Origin of the sequence: Gordonia sp. SL306 (assembly GCF_026625785.1) — a bacterium.
Lineage (GTDB): Bacteria > Actinomycetota > Actinomycetes > Mycobacteriales > Mycobacteriaceae > Gordonia.
On sequence record NZ_CP113063.1, the window covers coordinates 2,509,848 to 2,526,550 of the forward strand.

Consider the following 16,703-nt stretch of genomic DNA (forward strand, 5'->3'; position numbering starts at 1 on the left):
CTCCTGAGCACTCGGACCGAGCGGGGATGGTCCGAGAACAAATCGGCCTTCAGGGTAGCCCCTCGACGATGACCTAAGCTCGACGCATGGAACCCGTCTACGACGCTGTGATCACGACCGCACGACTGTTGTGGCTGGCCGAGGGGCTGAAGTTCACGGTGTCCGGCGTCGAGAACGTGCCGAAGGACGGACCGGGTGTGGTGGCGATCAACCACACCGGCTACATGGACTTCACCTACGCGGGAATCCCGGCATTCCTGCAGCATCGCCGGAAGGTCCGTTTCATGGCGAAGAAAGAGGTCTTCGACAACAAGATCTCCGGACCGATCATGCGTGCACTCAAGCACATCCCGGTCGACCGCGGGAGCGGCGCGCAGAGCTACCGGGACGCGGTGGACTATCTGAAGCGCGGTGAACTCGTCGGGGTGTACCCGGAGGCGACCATCAGCCGCAGTTTCGAGCTGAAGGAGTTCAAGTCCGGAGCGGCCCGCATGGCCCTCGAGGCCGATGCCCCCATCATTCCGACGGTCATCTGGGGAGCGCAGCGGGTGTGGACGAAGGGGCATCCGAAGAACCTTGGCCGCAGCGGCGCCAAGATCATGATCGGCGTGGCCGAACCCGTCGAACCGGTGGGCAGCGCCGAGGAGATCACCGCCCGCCTCCACAAGGTGATGGGCGAGAAGCTGCTCGAACTGCAGGATGCCTATGGCGAACATCCCCAGGGCGAGTACTGGGTGCCCGCGCGGCTTGGTGGCTCGGCCCCGACGCTCGAGGAGGCCAACCGGATGGACGCCGAGGAGCAGGCGGCGAAGGCCGCCAAGCGGGCGCAACGGGACGCACCGGACGCGGAATCCTGATCATTCGCGCCAGATAGGCTTGCCGTCATGGAACCGGTCTACCGGACGCTCGAGATCATCGCGCACGGCCTGGTCCGGGCGCAGGGGCTCGACCTGCGATTCTCGGGGCTCGAGAACATCCCGAGGGCCGGGGGTGCGGTGCTGACCGTCAACCACACCGCCTACACCGACTTCCTGCCCGCCGCCCTGGGGATGTACCGGGCGGGCCGCCGCACCAGATACATGATCAAGTCCGAGGTGATGGACATCGCGATCATGCGATTTCTGGTGAACCACACGAAAACGGTTCCGGTGGACCGCTCGGTGGGTGCGGAGGCATACCGGGCGGCGGTGTCGCGGCTGCGGGAGGGCGAGATCGTCGCCGTGTACCCCGAGGCGACCATCAGCCGCAGCTTCGAGCTGAAGGAGTTCAAGACCGGCGCCGTTCGGATGGCCGTCGAGGCGCAGGTCCCCATCGTGCCGTCGATCGTGTGGGGCGCACATCGGCAGTGGACGAAGACGAAGACCGGTTCCCGAGAGATGGGCCGCAGTCATCTCCCGGTGTCGGTGCGGTACGGCGAGCCGCTGACGGTCCGGCCCGATGAAGGCCCGGAAGAGGCGACCGCGCGGCTCAAGGAGACGATGACCACCCTCCTGCACGAGGTGCAGGACGCGTACGGACCGCACCCGGCGGACGCCTTCTGGGTGCCGTCGAGACTGGGCGGTTCCGCGCCGACGCCTGAGGAGGCGCATGTGATCGAAGATGCCGAGGCCGCCGCGAAGGCGGCCGCGCGAGCAGAGAAAGCGCGTGGTGGGCAGTGACCCGAGATGATCTGGTTTCCAAGGGATTCGGTCCGCCCACACTGATCGCGACCGACGTCGACGGTACGTTGATCGACGACCGCAACCGCGTGTCCGACCGGACCATCGAGGTTGTGGGCCGTGCGGTCGACGCCGGGGTCGAGTTCGTGCTGGCCACCGGCCGGCCACCCCGCTGGATCGCCGAGATCACCGACCAGTTCGAGGGAACCGCTGCGCAGGTCCGCTACGCGGTGTGTGCGAACGGTGCCATCCTCTACGACGTCGCGCACGATCGGGTGATCTCCGCGGCGACACTGGATTCCGACACGTTGGAGAAACTGGTCGAGCGCGCCTATCGGCAGATCCCGGGCTGCGGCATCGCGGCCGAGCGCGCCGGTCGGTCGGCTCACGACGCCGCGACGCTTCCGTTCGTCGCGACCTCCGGGTACCGGCACGCGTGGCTCAACCCGGACCACATCGAGGTCGGGGACGACGAGGTGTACGCCGAACCGGCAGTGAAACTCCTTGTCCGGCAACCAGACATGCGCAGCGACGAGATGGCGGCCCGTCTGCGTGACGCGATCGGCGGTCTCGCCCAGATCACGTTCTCCACCGACAACGGGCTGATCGAGTTGTCCATGCCCGACACCCACAAGGCCGCGGGGCTCCGGGATCTCGTCGGCCTCGCCGGCCTGCGCGACACCTCGACCATCGCGTTCGGGGACATGCCCAACGATGTCGAGATGCTCAGCTGGGCCCATCACGGTGTCGCGATGTCGCATGGGCACCCGGCGGCGCTCGCGGCCGCCGACGAGGTCGCCATGACCAACAACGACGACGGCGTCGCCCGAATCCTCGAGCGCTGGTTCGCCTAACCCACCCCAACAACCCCCCTCCGCAGCCGCGACGGTTTCCGTCATCCGCGACGCCCAAATGGGGGCGCGGCTGCCAAGAACCGTCGCGGCTGCGGAGGGGGGTTGGGGGTGGGGACTAACCGGCCATGGATCGGATGGCGGTCAGTGCGCCATAGCCCAGTTCGCCTGGGCAACTGGTGTTGTTGTAGTCCCGGTGCCCGCTGATCGCCGGCAGGCTGGTGACCGCTCCGGCGGGGAACTTGCTGTCGGTGAACGGTTCCGCGGTGAGCTGGGAGCTGCCCAGGCCGTTCACGCCTGCCTTGCCGAGCCGCCAGCGGAGGAACCGCGCGACCGACGAGATCATCGCGGGGGTGGGTGCGACCTGGTCGAGGTTGCCGATCATCGAGACGCCGACCGTCGCCTTGTTGAAGCCGCCGGTGTGGGTGCCCTCGACGTTGCGGTCGAGCCCGCCGAACGCTCCTTCGAAGATCTGTCCGTACTTGTCGACGAGCACGTTGTAGCCGATGTCGCACCAGTTGAGAGTGCGTGCGTGATAGGCATAGATACCGCGCACGATCTCCGCGGACTGCTCGGGCGTGTAGTCGTTGCTGCCCGCGGTGTGGTGCACGATGGCCGCTCGCGCCGCGGGTGAATAGGCCGGCTGCGAACACCGGATCGACTCGTCGGCCCCCCATTGCGCGCGGGCGACCACCGACGGACCGCCGAGCAGCGGGGTCAACAGCGAGGAGCCCAGCGACAGCAGGCTCTCCGGGCTGATCAGCGTCGCCGTCATGGCCGACATCGCGGTGGTCAGCAGCTTCTCGACCACGGCACTCGCGGTGCCGATGCCCCACTCGACGAGTCCACCGCCGGGCGCCTGGGCCGCGGGGATGGCGAGCCCGTCGTCGGTCACGGCCACCTGGACCTCGCGGGCGTCGCCCACCCACACGGGCTCGGTACCGGTCGGGTTCTCGGGAGACGGCGCGCCCGCGGTCTCGACCGGTTCGAGCTTCGTCCAGTCTCCCCAGTCACCGTCGGAGTGCTTGGCGCGCAACAGTATCGACGCATCGACAGCGCGATCCCAGGTGAGCGCGACCATCTTCAGGGGTTTGTCCCCGACGATGTGTTTGACGGCCGCGCCGACCGGTCGATCGTCGGTGGCCGGCATCGGGAGTGCCGGATCGGGCGCAGGAAGTCGGATTCCGGCTGCGGCGAGCCCCGATTCCGCGATGTCGAGAACCGCCGACGGTACGTCGGCCAGGCCGAGCTCGTCGATGCTCGTCGTCGGGATGTCGCGGTGGCGGTCGGTCGGGCGCGGGTCCGACCCGGCGATGACGACGGCGAACGGACTCGCGACGATTGCCGCGGCCACGGAGGCGAGCACGATCGAGGGTCTGGGGCGGGATCTGCTGAGACGTGGGCGGCGCATGGTTCGCCATCGTGTCGGCGGGCGGGTGCACCGTCCACGCCGCGCGCCGAGTCTGTGAAACTCGTGATGCGGTTGTTATCTCCTGGGGTTGATGATTCGTCGGATAGTTCACTAGGGTCACAACAGTCACACCAGTAACACGCACTCCATACACGTACGAAGCAGTCCAAGCCGCACGGAAGGTCTTCGGAAGACGTTGGTCAGAGCACGCCCTCGGCACGCCCGAACCCGATCGCTGTCCTTTGCTGCGATCGGGCTGGCGCCTGTGTTGATCGCCGGGGGCCTGATGGTGGTCAACGAGGCGAAGAGGTCGTCGGACGACATCGCGCTCACGGCCGGATCGCAGATCACCCTCATCGGGCACGGTCTCGGGCACGGACGCGGGATGGGACAGTGGGGTGCGTTCGGCTACGCCCGCAAAGGCTGGTCGGCACAACAGATTTTGCGCCACTATTACGGCGGCACCACCGCGGGGAAGGTGGACAGGCCCGAGATCTCGGTCATCCTGACCGGCAAGAACTCGGTGAATGTGCACGCGGACGCCGGTATGCGAGTCGGTGGCCAAATGGTGGCTCCCGGGCAGGCGGTCAGCTTGTCCGGGAACACCGCCACCATCACCACCGGCTGTGGTGGTGGACCGGTACGGACGGTGACCGCGCCGTCCGTGGAGCCGATCAACATGGGGCCGAGCCGACCGGGCAACGAATTCCTCAAGATGTGCGGATCGAACCAGGCCTATCGCGGTGCGCTCGGCTTCGACGGCGGCCGGGTCGTGAACCGCCTCCACATCGACGACTATGTCAAAGGCGTGATCCCCAAGGAGAGTTCGCCGGGATGGGCCGACGCCGGAGGTGCCGAGGCGCTCAAGGCGCAGGCCGTCGCCGCGCGCACCTATGCCCTGGCGGCCATCGCCGGGGGCAAGAAGATCGACGACACCCAGAACTCCCAGGTCTACGGCGCCGTAGCGAGCGAGGACCCGCGCACCAACCGCGCCGCCGACGCGACCGCCGGACAGATCCTGCGCCAGGGCGGACAACCGGCCTTCACCGAATTCTCCTCGTCCACCGGCGGGTACACGGCTGGTGGCCGATTCCCTGCGGTGCGTGACGACGGCGATTCGGCGTCGCCGAACCGGAACTGGACGGCGACGGTGAACGCAGGCAGTGTCGGCGCCGCGTTCGGCGTGGGTGCACTGCGAAGCCTCGATGTCGTCGAGGCGAACGGGCTCGGGCCGGAGAACGGTCGCGCGGTCAAGGTCCGTGCGGTCGGCTCGTCGGGTACCCGAGAGGTTTCGGGCGAAGAAGCGCGCACCATGCTCAAACTCAAGTCATCCTGGTTCGCGGTGCAGGGGCAGGTGGCCAAACCGAAGATCGTCAAACCCCCGACCGGCCCCGACGGTCCGGGCGGCGGTTCGCTCGACCTCGGCAGCCTCAGCTCGCTACCCGACAAGCTGATTCCGGGTTCGTCCCAGCTGCTCTCCATCGGCACCTCTGCGCTGAACGGCAAGTTCGACGACCTCGGCGGCGTCACCGGCCCGCTCGGCCAGGCGATCGGCGTACCGAACCTGACCCCCGACGGCGCAGGCGTCATCCAGCTCTTCCAGCGAGGGCTGATGTTGTTCAGCGAGCAGACGGGTGCGCACGCACTGATCGGCAAGGGACTCGCGGACTATCTGGTCCGCGGCGGTCAACCGGTGGTGGGATTCCCGCGTTCTGACGTCCTGCGCTGATCCGTGGCCCGACCGACTACTCGGGCCCCGACTCGACGATCCGGGTGGCCACCTCGACGAGTTTGATGTTGCCGTCCTGCGACAGGCGCGACAACAGACGGAAGGCCTCGTCGGCGTCGATCCGGTAGCGCTCCATGATCATCCCCTTGGCCTGGCCGATGATGTCGCGCGAGCTGAGCGCCGCCCGCAGTTGCTCCTTCTCTCGGACCGCGGAGAATGCGGTGGCACAGTGCGCGGCGAACAGTTCGCCGACCGAGACGGATTCCGGGCCAAAGGCATGGGTCGCGGTGCTGATCAGATTGAGCGCGCCGAAGTCGCGGCCGTCGATGTAGAGGCAGAGGCAGACCATCGATCCGATACCGAGTTCGGACGCGGCGGGGGCGAATCGCGGCCACCGCTGCTCGCGACTCATGTCGTCGATGATGATCGTGACGTCGTCGACCGCGGACCGCACGCACGGCCCTTCGTTGAGTTCACGCTGCACGGCGTCGGACTTGCCTGCGAGATCACCGACGATCACGGGTGTCTCGATCTGCCCCTTGGTCACCATGGTGACGCTGGCGTACTCGGCGCCGGGGACCGACCCGACCGCCGTCTTCGAGATTCCCCGCAGCACCGATTCGGTGTCGGTGCTCTCCATCCGTAGTTCCCGGACGATCTCGGCCATCCGGACGGTCTTTTCGGAATTCATGCCGCTCCTCGGCGCCATTCCCGGCCAGGCCGGGTACTGAAACGGACTCGATCAGCCTACGAGGTCCTCGCGTTCGGCGATCGACCGTCTCGGCTCTCGTCCGAACAGATCAAGTCGAAGATCTGTGTCGCGGTAGCCCGCGGAATGGACGAGATCCGAGGCGAGCAGACGATCGTGGACATCGTCCCCGGACTGCGGGTACTCGGAAACTGTGTGACGCCAGTGTACGGCGACGACCTCGCCATCCGGCGAGAGCGAACGGGGCAGCCCCCGGATGAGGTCGTCGAGCTGAGTCGGCGTGAGGTAGTAGAGGATCTCGCTGAGCACGATCAGGTCGAATTCGCCGTCGGGCCAGTCGACGATGAAGTTGCCCGTCACGACCTCCACGTGGCCGGTGTGCCGGGCCAGGCGTTGCCTCGCGAGTTCGGTCGCCCGGGGGCTGAGATCCATGCACACGAGGTGGTCGGCGCGGAGGGCGAGTTCGGCACTGAGCACCCCGATGGAGCAGCCCGGTTCGAAGGCTCGGCGGTACCGTTCCGACGACAGCGACGCGAGGGTTAGCGCGTACTTGCGGCGTTCGTACCAGCGCTCGCTGAAGCCCCACGGATCGTTGGCGGCGGCGTACATGTCGTGGAAGTAGTTGTCGGACAGCGGCTGTGAAGCCGGTGATGGTGTCAATGGGGCTGGCTGGCCGGTCATACGATCACGAACTCCCATGGTCGGGTGAGGTGCGCCAGGACATGCGGCGGCAGGATGGCGGCATCGGCCGGGTCGGGTGACAGCGGGTTGATCTGGGTGTCGAAGGAGCGGATGGCGGCATGCTTCACGGCGAGCACCTCCGGGTCGAGGCGCTGGACTCGCACGCGGTCCCACGGCACCGACGAGTCACCGGGCGCCGCCCAGTGCCACATCCAGATCGGATACATCCACAGCGGCAGACGTCGACGCCGGGCGACCTCGATCGCGCAGCGGCCGACCGCATCGTGATCGGGATGTCCGTCCCTCGACCACACCGACAGCAGGCCGGTCGCGACGTCGGGCCCGTCGTCGAGGACGGCGTCCACGATGCCTGCCATCGTGTGCGCCTGTTCGGTGAGCCCGCCGTCGCGCAATCCGAACCAGCGCGGTGTGGCCAGGCCCAGCAGTGCGGTCGCGGTCTCCAGCTCGACGTGGCGGCGGGTCGCCAGCTGTTCGGGGGTGAGGGTCCGCGAGCCCGGGTGTGAGCCGCTGCCGTCGGACATGCAGACGACCACCACCTCGATCCCCGCGACCGCGGCGGACGCCATGATCCCGCCCGCTCCGAGCACCTCGTCGTCGGGATGAGCGCCCAGCACCACCAGGCGCTCGACGTCGAGCTCCAGGGGCGGCCACGGCGCGCGTTCCTGCAGCCAGCGCTGCCACTGCTCCTCCGGCGTGCCGTCGGTGCACACCGGCCTCACCGACAGGCCCTCGGCCGCGCCCGGTGCGGGTCCCGCCGAGTTCATCGCAGGATCTCTGTCGGGATCGGGCGAGGGACGACCGTCGAGGTCCCGTCGCTGTTCCCGGGCACCGTCGACGACGGTGGCTGCTCGTCCGAGTCGTGCCGCTCGACCGCGAGCCTGCCCAGCTCCACGAGATCTCGATCGGCATGCGACTGGCGGATGTAGACGGCGAGGTCCGCGACGGCACGCGAGTGTTCGCGGTCGTGGACGAGGGGCCCGGGGCCGAGCGCGCGATTGACCCGGTCGATGACGGCGGTGGCGATCTGTTCCACGCCCCATCGCACCTGGTGGGCGGTCAGGCGCGCGGCCACCGCATCCTTGGGCGCGGCATCGACGGTCGTCGCCGCCTGCTCGAGCATCGACCGGCCGCCGGCCAGCATCGCGTCGACCGCGCCGAGGTGCATCAGGGTGAGGTCGTCGGCGTGGTGTGCACCGTCGCGCCGTCCCGCCCGCTGATAGAGAACCCCGGCGACCTTGCGGGCCCCACCGAGCCAACACGCCGCGACACCGATGCCGCCGTGCCAGAAGCCCGGACGGCTCAGATACTGACCGGGCTCGCCGATCGGGCGCGCGACCGCCCGGTCGAAGCGGGCGGTACCGGTCTCGGTGGCCCGCATCCCGGCGGCGGCCCAGCCCCCGCGCTCGGCGCGCACGGCCGGCTGCCGCAGGTCGATCGCGAACAGCCGACGATCCGATCCGTGGTCTGCCGTCACGAGGGCGTGCGTACAGGCCGCGACGCCCGAACACCACGGCTTCGCGCCGGACAGCAACCACTGCCCTGAGCAGTACTCGGCGCTGACCCGCGGTTCGGGCGGTTCGGCCGCCCACACGCCCCACATCTCGTCGGGTCCGACACGTTCACCGACGATCTCCGCGAGGATCGCGTCGGCATCGAGGTGGGCTTCCACGAGTCGTCCCACCGAGATGTCGCGATGACAGAATTCGGCAAGCGTGCGCAACCGAACCGCGGTCTCGCCACGGCCCGGTAACGGGACATCCAGCGCGCCCTCGGTGACGATGCGGTAGGCGAGTGCGGGAGCGTCGACGATCACGGTGACACCTTTCTCTCGGGTGGGTCCTGGCGGCCCAGGGTCTCGAGTCGATTCAGGTAAGCGGCGAATCCGGCGTCGGTGCGGCCGACGGCCCTGGTGGATGTGGTCACCGGCGACCGCCCGCTCCGGTCGATGCGTGCACCCGCGGCGCGCAGACGCCGGACGAGATCGACGTCCTCGTCGCCGGTGCGTGCGGCGAAGCCACCGACCCTCCGGTACCAGTCCGCGCGGACACCGAGGTTGGCGCCGTGGACGTGGAAGTGCCCGTCGCCGGGCAGGTAGCGGTCGCCGAAGATGAGCGCGGTGTGCGGTGACCAGCTGTCCCAGTTCTTCGGGCTGATCGTCCCGACGAAGGCATCGGCCCCGCGACCGGCGACGTCGAGGTGGGTCGCGAGCCAGTCGGGTGGCACCTCGGAATCGGCGTCGGTGGTGGCGAACCAGGTCCGGTGGGCGTGCGGGACGTCCAGGTAGGGCGCGAACCCGCTCCGGCGCGCCGCCCCGACCGACCGAGCCGTGCCGATGACGGTCGTCACATGCTCGGGGATCAGCCCGGCGGATCCGTCGGTACACGCGTCGAGCACGACGACGAGCTCGACCGGGACAGCGACCCGGCTCGTGGCGTCGTCGAGGGCGGCGATGCAAGCCGGCAGCAATCGCTCCTCGTTGTGCGCGGGGACCACCACCACGACGCGGTCGGGCGCAGGTCGACCGGGAGAGGAAACGGGAAGAACGACCACGAGCAGCCCCTGAACTCAACGCTGGATGTCCAGGCCCGATGGCTGCAGGCCGAATGGGTCGAGAATACTCGTGTTCGGCTGCTTCGTCACGGCCGGTCACGCCGCGACCGGCCGGTCGGGACGTGTGCACGGCGATTACTCAGGAAGGGTCCGTTACCCTGAACTCCCGTGGCAAGCAATAGTCAGGGCACCGACGCCGGCAGCGGAACCGAAGCCCCCTTCGATCTGATCATCGTCGGATCCGGCTTCTACGGCCTCACCATCGCCGAGCGGGCGGCGACCCAGCTCGACAAGCGGGTCCTGGTCCTCGACCGGCGTCATCACATCGGCGGCAACGCCTACTCCGAGCCCGAGCCCAGCACGGGGATAGAGGTGCACAAATACGGTGCGCACCTGTTCCACACCTCCAACAAACGGGTGTGGGATTACGTGAACCAGTTCACCGACTTCACCGGCTATCAGCACCGGGTGTTCGCGATGCACAAGGGCCAGGCCTATCAGTTCCCGCTCGGACTCGGCCTGGTGAGCCAATTCTTCGGTCGCTACTTCAGCCCTGACGAGGCTCGTGCGCTCATCGCCGAGCAGGCCGCCGAGTTCGACGCCAAGGAAGCGGCGAACTTCGAGGAGAAGGCCATCAGCCTCATCGGGCGCCCGCTCTACGAGGCGTTCATCAAGCACTACACCGCCAAGCAGTGGGAGACCGACCCGGTCAACCTGCCCGCCGCCAACATCACCCGGCTGCCGGTGCGCTACACCTTCGACAACCGGTACTTCAACGATGCCTACGAGGGCCTGCCGGTCGACGGGTACACCGCATGGCTGGAGAAGATGGCCGCCGACGACCGCATCGAGGTCCGGCTCAACACCGACTGGTTCGACGTACGCGACGAGCTGCGTGCCGCCAGTCCAGACGCCCCGGTCGTCTACACCGGACCGCTGGACCGCTACTTCGACTATTCGGCGGGCCGACTGGGCTGGCGCACACTGGATTTCGAGACCGAGGTGCTGCCGACCGGCGATTTCCAGGGCACCCCGGTGATGAACTACAACGACGCCGATGTGGCGTACACGCGGATTCACGAATTCCGTCACTTCCACCCGGAGCGGGACACCTATCCCGACGACAAGACCGTGATCATGCGCGAATACGGCCGGTTCGCGAAGGACGACGACGAGCCGTACTACCCGATCAACACCCCGGACGACCGCGCCATGGTGGCGCGGTACCGGGATCTCGCCAAGTCCGAGACCGCCACGCACAAGGTGCTTTTCGGCGGCCGGCTGGGCACCTACCAATACCTGGACATGCACATGGCGATCGCGAGCGCGCTCACCATGTTCGACAACACGCTCGCTCCGCACCTCGCCGAGGGTGCACCGCTTGGCGACGCCGCCGGGAGCGACGCGAGCGGGCCGAATCAGAAGGTGGTGGAGTAGATGACCGTGACCCCGGTGGATCAGACCGACATCCCGGAAGCCGGCGCCGCGCCGTCGAAGGCGAAAGCGCTTCTGCAGCGGGTCATCTTCCCGCGGCCCGGTGAGCCGATCGACGTGCGATCGCTGTATCTGGTCGAGTCGGAGGACAATTCACGGCGCGCCCACGCCCCGAGCCGGACGTCGGTGCTCGTGGGGGCCGAGTCCGAGGTGAGCTTCGAGACCTACTTCAATGCCTTCGCCGCGTCGTACTGGCGGCGTTGGAGCATCCTGGAATCGGTCGTACTGCGTGTCGAGGTGATCGGCACCTGTCGAGTCGACCTGTACCGCTCCAAGATCGACGGTTCCCGGATCGGCATCGGCGGCGACCTCGTCGCCACCGACGAGACCGGGCGCGGCGTCGCGGAGTTCGAACTCGACCTCGGTCCGTTCGAGGACGGCGGCTGGATCTGGTTCGACATCACCAGCGACACCGACACCGAGATCGTGGCGGCGGGCTGGTACGCGCCGATCGACAGTCCCGCCGGGCCGGACACCCGTCGCGTCACCGTCGGCATCCCCACCTTCAACCGGCCGACCGATGCGGTGAATGCCTTGGCGGCCTTGACGTCCGACCCACTCGTGGACGAGGTCATCGACGCCGTACTGATGCCCGATCAGGGCACCCGCAAGGTGATCGACGAGCCGGGCTACAGCGAGGCGGCCGGAGCGCTCGGCGACCGGCTGCACATCTTCGAACAGCCCAACCTCGGCGGGTCGGGCGGCTACGCGCGGATCATGTACGAGGCGTTGCGGCTCACCGACTCTCCCTACATCCTCTACATGGACGACGACATCATGATCGAGCCCGACTCGATCCTGCGGGCGCTGGCGATGTCCCGATTCGCCAAGACCCCGATGCTCGTCGGCGGGCAGATGTTGAATTTGCAGGATCGCAGCCATCTGCACTGCATGGGTGAGGTGATCAACCGGCACAACTTCATGTGGACCGCCGCGCCGTTCGTCTCCTATGATCACAACTTCGCGAAACATCCACTGCGCGACCGGGAGAACTCCAAGAACCTCCATCGGCGGATCGACGTCGACGGAAACGGCTGGTGGATGTGCATGATCCCGCGCGAGTGCGCGGAGTCCATCGGACTGCCCATGCCGCTGTTCATCAAATGGGACGACTGGGAGTTCGCGCTCCGCGCGGCGCGGGCCGGCTATCCCACGGCGACTGTTCCGGGTATCGCGATCTGGCACATGGCCTGGAGCGACAAGGACGACGCCATCGACTGGCAGGCCTATTTCCACCTGCGCAATCGCCTGGTGGTCGCGTCGCTGATCCAGGACGGTCCGATCGACGGAATCCTGAAGTCGATGGTCAAGGCGACGTCGAAACACCTTTTGTGCCTGGAGTATTCGACAGTCGCGATCCAGAACGAGGCGATCCGCGACTTCCTCGCCGGACCCGAGCACATCCGGGATCTGCTGCCGACTGCGCTGCCGAAGATCGCCGCGATGCGCAAGCAGTATCCCGACGCCGTGGTGTTGCCGTCCGCGACCGAACTCCCGCGGACCAGCGGCGAGGCGACCCACCTCGGCACCCGGGTGCCGGTGGGCAAGGTCGCCAAGATCAAGTCTCTTGCGGCGGCGGTGATCAACAACGCGCGTCCGGCCGACCCCCGTCATCACGAGGTGCCGCAGGCGAACTATCCGCCGATCGAGGCGCGCTGGTTCAGCCTCGGCCGCGTGGACGGCGTGACCGTCACCACCGCCGACGGACGCGGCGTGGTCTATCGGCAGCGCGACCGTGACAAGATGATCGCGCTGGCCAAGGAATCGGCCGCACTGGTGCGGGAACTGCGCGAACGGTTCCCGCAGATGCGCGAGACCTACCGCGCCAAGCATCAAGAACTGACGAGTCAGGAGAGTTGGGCGCGTGTCTTCGGAATCGACTGATTCACACCGCGCGGGGGTGGACGGCTTCGGCGGGCCGACCAGTGGCGAGGCCGGGCTCCTGGTCGGACTGCAGACCGCGATCGCCGATCGGCCCGGTGTGGTTCCGGCGGCACGGGGTCTCTCGCATTTCGGCGAGCATTCTCTCGGCTGGCTGGCCGTGGCCGGCTCTGGCGCCGCATTGGCGCACCGTCGCGGCGACACCGACGCGCGGCGCCGGTGGATCGAGGCCGGGGTGGGAGCCTTCGGTGCCCACGCCGCATCGGTCGTGATCAAACGGGTGATCCGGCGTCCCCGGCCTTCCCATCCCGACATCCGCATCGGGGTCTCGACGCCCAGCAAGTTGAGCTTCCCGTCGTCGCACGCCACGTCGACGACGGCCGCGGCGATCCTCATCGGTCGCGCCGCGGGTCTGCCCCCAGCGGCGCTGCCGGCCGCGTTGGTGCCCCCGATGCTGCTGTCGCGGCTGGTCCTGGGTGTGCACTACCCCACCGATGTGCTCGCCGGAGCGGCGATCGGAGCCGCGAGCGCGGCTGCCGTGATGGCGGGTGACAGACTGTTCGCGACATCCAGGAACGAGATGAGCCCGAGGACATGAGCGAAGAGCCGATCGAGCACGAACCGGTGCTGGGACCCCCGAAGAATCTGGCGACCGGTCTGATCAAGGCCGTTCGGCCGCGACAGTGGGTCAAGAACGTCCTCGTTCTCGCGGCGCCACTGGCCGCGGGGAGCGTGGGCGACGGCAATGTACTCGGCCCGGTGGCGATCGCGTTCGTCGCGTTCTGCCTCGCCGCCTCGTGCATCTATCTGGTCAACGACGCCAAGGATGTCGAATCCGACCGGAACCATCCGACGAAGCGCTTCCGCCCGATCGCCGCGGGTGTGGTGCCCGTGCCGCTCGCCTACGGCTTGGCGGCAGTGTTGTTCGTCGCATCGCTCGGCATCGCCTTCATCGCCAACTGGCAGACCGCACTGGTGATCGCGATCTACCTGGCCATCCAGTTCGGTTACTGCTTCGGGTGGAAGAACCAGCCCGTCATCGACATCTGCATCGTGTCGTCGGGATTCCTGCTGCGTGCGATCGCCGGTGGCGTCGCTGCCGAGATCGCCCTCTCGCAGTGGTTCCTGCTCGTCATGGCGTTCGGCTCGCTGTTCATGGCCGCGGGCAAGCGGTATGCGGAGCTCCAGCTCGCCGAACGCACCGGCGCCAAGATCCGTAAGGCACTGCAGTACTACACGACGACCTATCTGCGGTTCGTGTGGACGGTGGCCGCCACCGCAGTCGTCGTGTTCTACGGACTCTGGGCCTTCGACAAGAACTCCGGGCACGACACCAACGTCGCCTACGCCATCTCGATGGTCCCGTTCACCATCGCCATCCTGCGCTACGCCGTGGACATCGACGGTGGCCAGGCGGGTGAACCGGAGGAGATCGCGCTCGGGGACCGCGTCCTGCAGTTGCTGGCCGTCGCCTGGTTAGTATGCGTGGGTGTCGCGGTCTATGCAGTCTCCTGAGCACTCGTCCTCCGCCCAGGGTCCCACCACCGACGTCGATCCCGACGAGTCCGACACCGAGAAGTTCGAGGCCGCGCCGCGCGAAACCGCCGACGGCAACGGCAATCCCGTCGAGAGCAACCAGGATCCGGCCGACGGAACCGTGACGACCCGCACCGGCGTGCGCGGCTGGGGCCCGCGGCAATGGGTTCCGACCATCAGCTTCGTCATCGGGGCCGTCACCACGGCCACGTTCTTCGCGATCGGTGCGTGGCAGCGACGCTGGATCGCCGACGACGGGCTCATCGTCCTGCGGACGCTCCGCAACCTGTTCGCCGGCAACGGCCCGGTGTTCAACGCCGGCGAGCGCGTGGAGGCCAACACCTCGACCGCGTGGACCTACCTCTTGTGGTTCTGGGCCTGGGTCACCGACGGTCAACTCGAGTACGTCGCCCTCTGGGTGGCGCTCGTGCTGTCCGTCGCGGCGATCCCGATCGCCATGTACGGGACCGCGCGACTGTTCGGGACCCGCCTCGGCGGGCTCGGCGGCGACGGGTGGACCCTCCTGTTGCCGTTGGGTGCGATCGTCTACATCGCGCTGCCGCCTGCGCGTGACTTCGCCACCAGCGGGCTGGAGAACGGACTCTGCATCTTCTGGGTGGCGGTGTTGTGGTGTCAGCTGGTCGCGTGGAGTCGACGTCGCGGCAGTGGCGTCTCCTGGCCCGGCCGAGCGGCCACGATCACGTTGGCGTTCACCGCCGGACTCGCGCCGCTGATCCGCCCCGAGCTGACCGTGGTCGGCGGTCTGGCGTTGCTGCTCGTACTGCTGGCGCCGTCGTCGTGGAAGATGCGGATCGCCATGGTGGTCGCCGCGGCCGTCCTGCCCGTGGGCTATCAGATCTTCCGGATGGGCTACTACGCGCTGCTCGTACCGAATCCGGCCGTGGCCAAGGACGCCAGCGGGTCCAAGTGGCATCAGGGGTTCATCTACGTGGGCAACCTGTTCGGTCCCTATGTGCTGGTGCTGCCGGTCGTGCTGGCGGTCGTCGCCGGAATCCTGATCGTCGTCGGGAACCGCATGCGGGTCACCGACGACGGCGTATCGGACGATGACGACGATGCCCCGGCCCCCGCCACCGGTCCGCGGGCGCGGCTGGCGCGGTGGTCGGCCTCTCTGCAGAGCCCGACCGCAGTGGTCGTGATGATCCTGGTCGCCGGCCTCATCAGCGGCGTCTACTGGATTCGGCAGGGCGGCGACTTCATGCACGGGCGCGTCCTGCTCGTACCGCTCTTCACCCTGATGTTGCCGCTGATGGTGATTCCGGTCACCATTCCGGGCCACGTCCGCGCAGCCTTCCGTCGCACCCCCGCGACCGCCGATCGCGCGCGGCGCACGCGGGTCCAGCTCGTCGGCTCCCTCGTCATGGCGGCCATCTGGGTCACCACGCTGGTCTGGGCCATCGACAGCCACGAGAACGTCCTGCCCAATGCCGGTATCGACATCGGTCGTAGCGGGATCGTCGACGAGCGTCGCTTCTACACGACCAACATGGGCAACCAGAATCCGGTCACCGCGGAGGACTACCTCGACTACCCGCGTATGCGCGCGATGGTCGAGTGGATCGACAAGTACCGCAGTCAGGGTGGGGTCATCCTGCCGTCGTTCAACTACGACGAGTGGTACATCGCCAAGCTGCCCGGCGACATCTCGCCGGAGAAGCGAAAGCTGTCGGTCTACTTCCTCAATTTGGGCATGACGAGCATGAATGCCCCGCTCGACGTTCGTGTCATCGATCAGATGGGCCTGGCGTACCCGCTCGCGGCCCATACCGAACGCCTCGAGGACGGCCGGATCGGGCACGACAAGGTGCTGCCGTCGGAATGGGTGGTCGCCGAGGCGCACGCCTTCCCCCGTAAGCCGGTGCTGCCCGGCTATCTCGACGAGGACGTCGTCCGGCAGGCCGAGGTCGCACTGACCTGTCCGGAGACCAAGGACCGATTCGAGTCGTATGAGGGTCCGTGGACCTTCGCACGGTTCAAGAGCAACCTCAAAGAGTCGTTCAAGTTCACCGACTACCGGATCGAGCGGGACCCCGAGTACGAGATCGCGCGGTGTGGTTTGGAGATGCCTCCGCGCATCCATCCGCGCTGATGATCTCGTCGTTCCTGGTCGTCGGATCGGCAACGGATCGGCAACAGTTCGGTTTGCCGTTCAATATCTCGA

15 protein-coding genes are annotated in these 16,703 nt (G+C 67.6%); 9 read left to right on the plus strand and 6 right to left on the minus strand.

What is annotated here, in order from left to right:
- The first annotated feature begins 86 nt into the window (after positions 1-86).
- Genes OVA31_RS11480 through OVA31_RS11490 form a run of 3 tightly spaced genes read left to right on the plus strand, consistent with a single transcriptional unit; the run spans position 87 to position 2,512 of the window.
- Positions 87-857 (plus strand): lysophospholipid acyltransferase family protein, encoded by a 771-nt coding sequence (locus tag OVA31_RS11480; RefSeq protein ID WP_267631207.1) that lies wholly within the window; start codon positions 87-89, stop codon positions 855-857.
- 27 nt (positions 858-884) lie between these two features.
- Entirely contained in the window at positions 885-1,658 is a 774-nt protein-coding gene (locus OVA31_RS11485) for a lysophospholipid acyltransferase family protein (protein WP_267631208.1), read from the plus strand.
- On the plus strand, positions 1,655-2,512 hold the full coding sequence (locus OVA31_RS11490) for an HAD family hydrolase (RefSeq protein ID WP_267631209.1): 858 nt from the start codon (positions 1,655-1,657) through the stop codon (positions 2,510-2,512). The genes OVA31_RS11485 and OVA31_RS11490 overlap by 4 nt, the downstream gene beginning before the upstream one ends.
- 115 nt (positions 2,513-2,627) lie before the next feature.
- On the opposite strand, the gene OVA31_RS11495 is transcribed toward OVA31_RS11490, so the two are convergent.
- Complete coding sequence (locus OVA31_RS11495; protein WP_420714172.1) at positions 2,628-3,875, minus strand: peptidoglycan recognition protein; 1,248 nt, start codon at positions 3,873-3,875, stop codon at positions 2,628-2,630.
- Between the two features lie 331 nt (positions 3,876-4,206).
- On the opposite strand from OVA31_RS11495, the gene OVA31_RS11500 reads away from it, so the two are divergent.
- Complete coding sequence (locus OVA31_RS11500; protein ID WP_267631489.1) at positions 4,207-5,649, plus strand: SpoIID/LytB domain-containing protein; 1,443 nt, start codon at positions 4,207-4,209, stop codon at positions 5,647-5,649.
- A 16-nt stretch (positions 5,650-5,665) separates the two neighbouring features.
- On the opposite strand, the gene OVA31_RS11505 is transcribed toward OVA31_RS11500, so the two are convergent.
- From OVA31_RS11505 to OVA31_RS11525, 5 genes are read right to left on the minus strand one after another with little or no spacing between them, the layout of a single operon-like run.
- On the minus strand, positions 5,666-6,340 hold the full coding sequence (locus OVA31_RS11505) for a GAF and ANTAR domain-containing protein (RefSeq protein WP_267631211.1): 675 nt from the start codon (positions 6,338-6,340) through the stop codon (positions 5,666-5,668).
- 51 nt (positions 6,341-6,391) lie between these two features.
- Entirely contained in the window at positions 6,392-7,039 is a 648-nt protein-coding gene (locus OVA31_RS11510) for a class I SAM-dependent DNA methyltransferase (RefSeq protein ID WP_267631212.1), read from the minus strand.
- The gene (locus tag OVA31_RS11515; RefSeq protein ID WP_267631213.1) at positions 7,036-7,824 is read right to left on the minus strand and encodes a PIG-L deacetylase family protein; all 789 of its coding nucleotides are present in this window, start codon (positions 7,822-7,824) and stop codon (positions 7,036-7,038) included. Before OVA31_RS11515 ends, OVA31_RS11510 begins: the two co-directional genes overlap by 4 nt.
- Entirely contained in the window at positions 7,821-8,873 is a 1,053-nt protein-coding gene (locus tag OVA31_RS11520) for an acyl-CoA dehydrogenase (RefSeq protein ID WP_267631214.1), read from the minus strand. The genes OVA31_RS11515 and OVA31_RS11520 overlap by 4 nt, the downstream gene beginning before the upstream one ends.
- Positions 8,870-9,610: a glycosyltransferase gene (locus tag OVA31_RS11525; protein WP_267631215.1), complete on the minus strand. Its 741-nt coding sequence runs from the start codon at positions 9,608-9,610 to the stop codon at positions 8,870-8,872. The genes OVA31_RS11520 and OVA31_RS11525 overlap by 4 nt, the downstream gene beginning before the upstream one ends.
- Positions 9,611-9,778: 168 nt before the next feature.
- Between OVA31_RS11525 and glf the strand changes: the two genes are divergently transcribed.
- From glf to zomB, 5 genes are read left to right on the plus strand one after another with little or no spacing between them, the layout of a single operon-like run.
- Positions 9,779-11,047, plus strand: a complete 1,269-nt coding sequence (gene glf / locus OVA31_RS11530) for a UDP-galactopyranose mutase (RefSeq protein ID WP_267631216.1) — start codon at positions 9,779-9,781, stop codon at positions 11,045-11,047.
- The gene (locus OVA31_RS11535; protein WP_267631217.1) at positions 11,048-12,988 is read left to right on the plus strand and encodes a glycosyltransferase; all 1,941 of its coding nucleotides are present in this window, start codon (positions 11,048-11,050) and stop codon (positions 12,986-12,988) included.
- Complete coding sequence (locus OVA31_RS11540; RefSeq protein WP_267631218.1) at positions 12,969-13,583, plus strand: phosphatase PAP2 family protein; 615 nt, start codon at positions 12,969-12,971, stop codon at positions 13,581-13,583. Before OVA31_RS11535 ends, OVA31_RS11540 begins: the two co-directional genes overlap by 20 nt.
- Positions 13,580-14,500 (plus strand): decaprenyl-phosphate phosphoribosyltransferase, encoded by a 921-nt coding sequence (locus OVA31_RS11545; RefSeq protein ID WP_267631219.1) that lies wholly within the window; start codon positions 13,580-13,582, stop codon positions 14,498-14,500. The genes OVA31_RS11540 and OVA31_RS11545 overlap by 4 nt, the downstream gene beginning before the upstream one ends.
- Positions 14,487-16,631, plus strand: coding sequence for a flagellar motor control protein ZomB (gene zomB, locus OVA31_RS11550; protein ID WP_267631220.1), 2,145 nt, complete (start codon positions 14,487-14,489; stop codon positions 16,629-16,631). Before OVA31_RS11545 ends, zomB begins: the two co-directional genes overlap by 14 nt.
- Positions 16,632-16,703 lie beyond the last annotated feature (72 nt).

Bases quoted from the DNA above. Each gene is read 5' to 3' on its own strand.
- OVA31_RS11480 (WP_267631207.1), top strand. From the start codon at position 87: ATGGAACCCGTCTACGACGCTGTGATCACGACCGCACGACTGTTGTGG.
- OVA31_RS11545 (WP_267631219.1), top strand. From the start codon at position 13,580: ATGAGCGAAGAGCCGATCGAGCACGAACCGGTGCTGGGACCCCCGAAG.
- OVA31_RS11485 (WP_267631208.1), top strand. From the start codon at position 885: ATGGAACCGGTCTACCGGACGCTCGAGATCATCGCGCACGGCCTGGTC.
- OVA31_RS11505 (WP_267631211.1), bottom strand. From the start codon at position 6,340: ATGAATTCCGAAAAGACCGTCCGGATGGCCGAGATCGTCCGGGAACTA.
- OVA31_RS11510 (WP_267631212.1), bottom strand. From the start codon at position 7,039: ATGACCGGCCAGCCAGCCCCATTGACACCATCACCGGCTTCACAGCCG.
- OVA31_RS11500 (WP_267631489.1), top strand. From the start codon at position 4,207: ATGGTGGTCAACGAGGCGAAGAGGTCGTCGGACGACATCGCGCTCACG.
- OVA31_RS11515 (WP_267631213.1), bottom strand. From the start codon at position 7,824: ATGAACTCGGCGGGACCCGCACCGGGCGCGGCCGAGGGCCTGTCGGTG.
- zomB (WP_267631220.1), top strand. From the start codon at position 14,487: ATGCAGTCTCCTGAGCACTCGTCCTCCGCCCAGGGTCCCACCACCGAC.
- OVA31_RS11535 (WP_267631217.1), top strand. From the start codon at position 11,048: ATGACCGTGACCCCGGTGGATCAGACCGACATCCCGGAAGCCGGCGCC.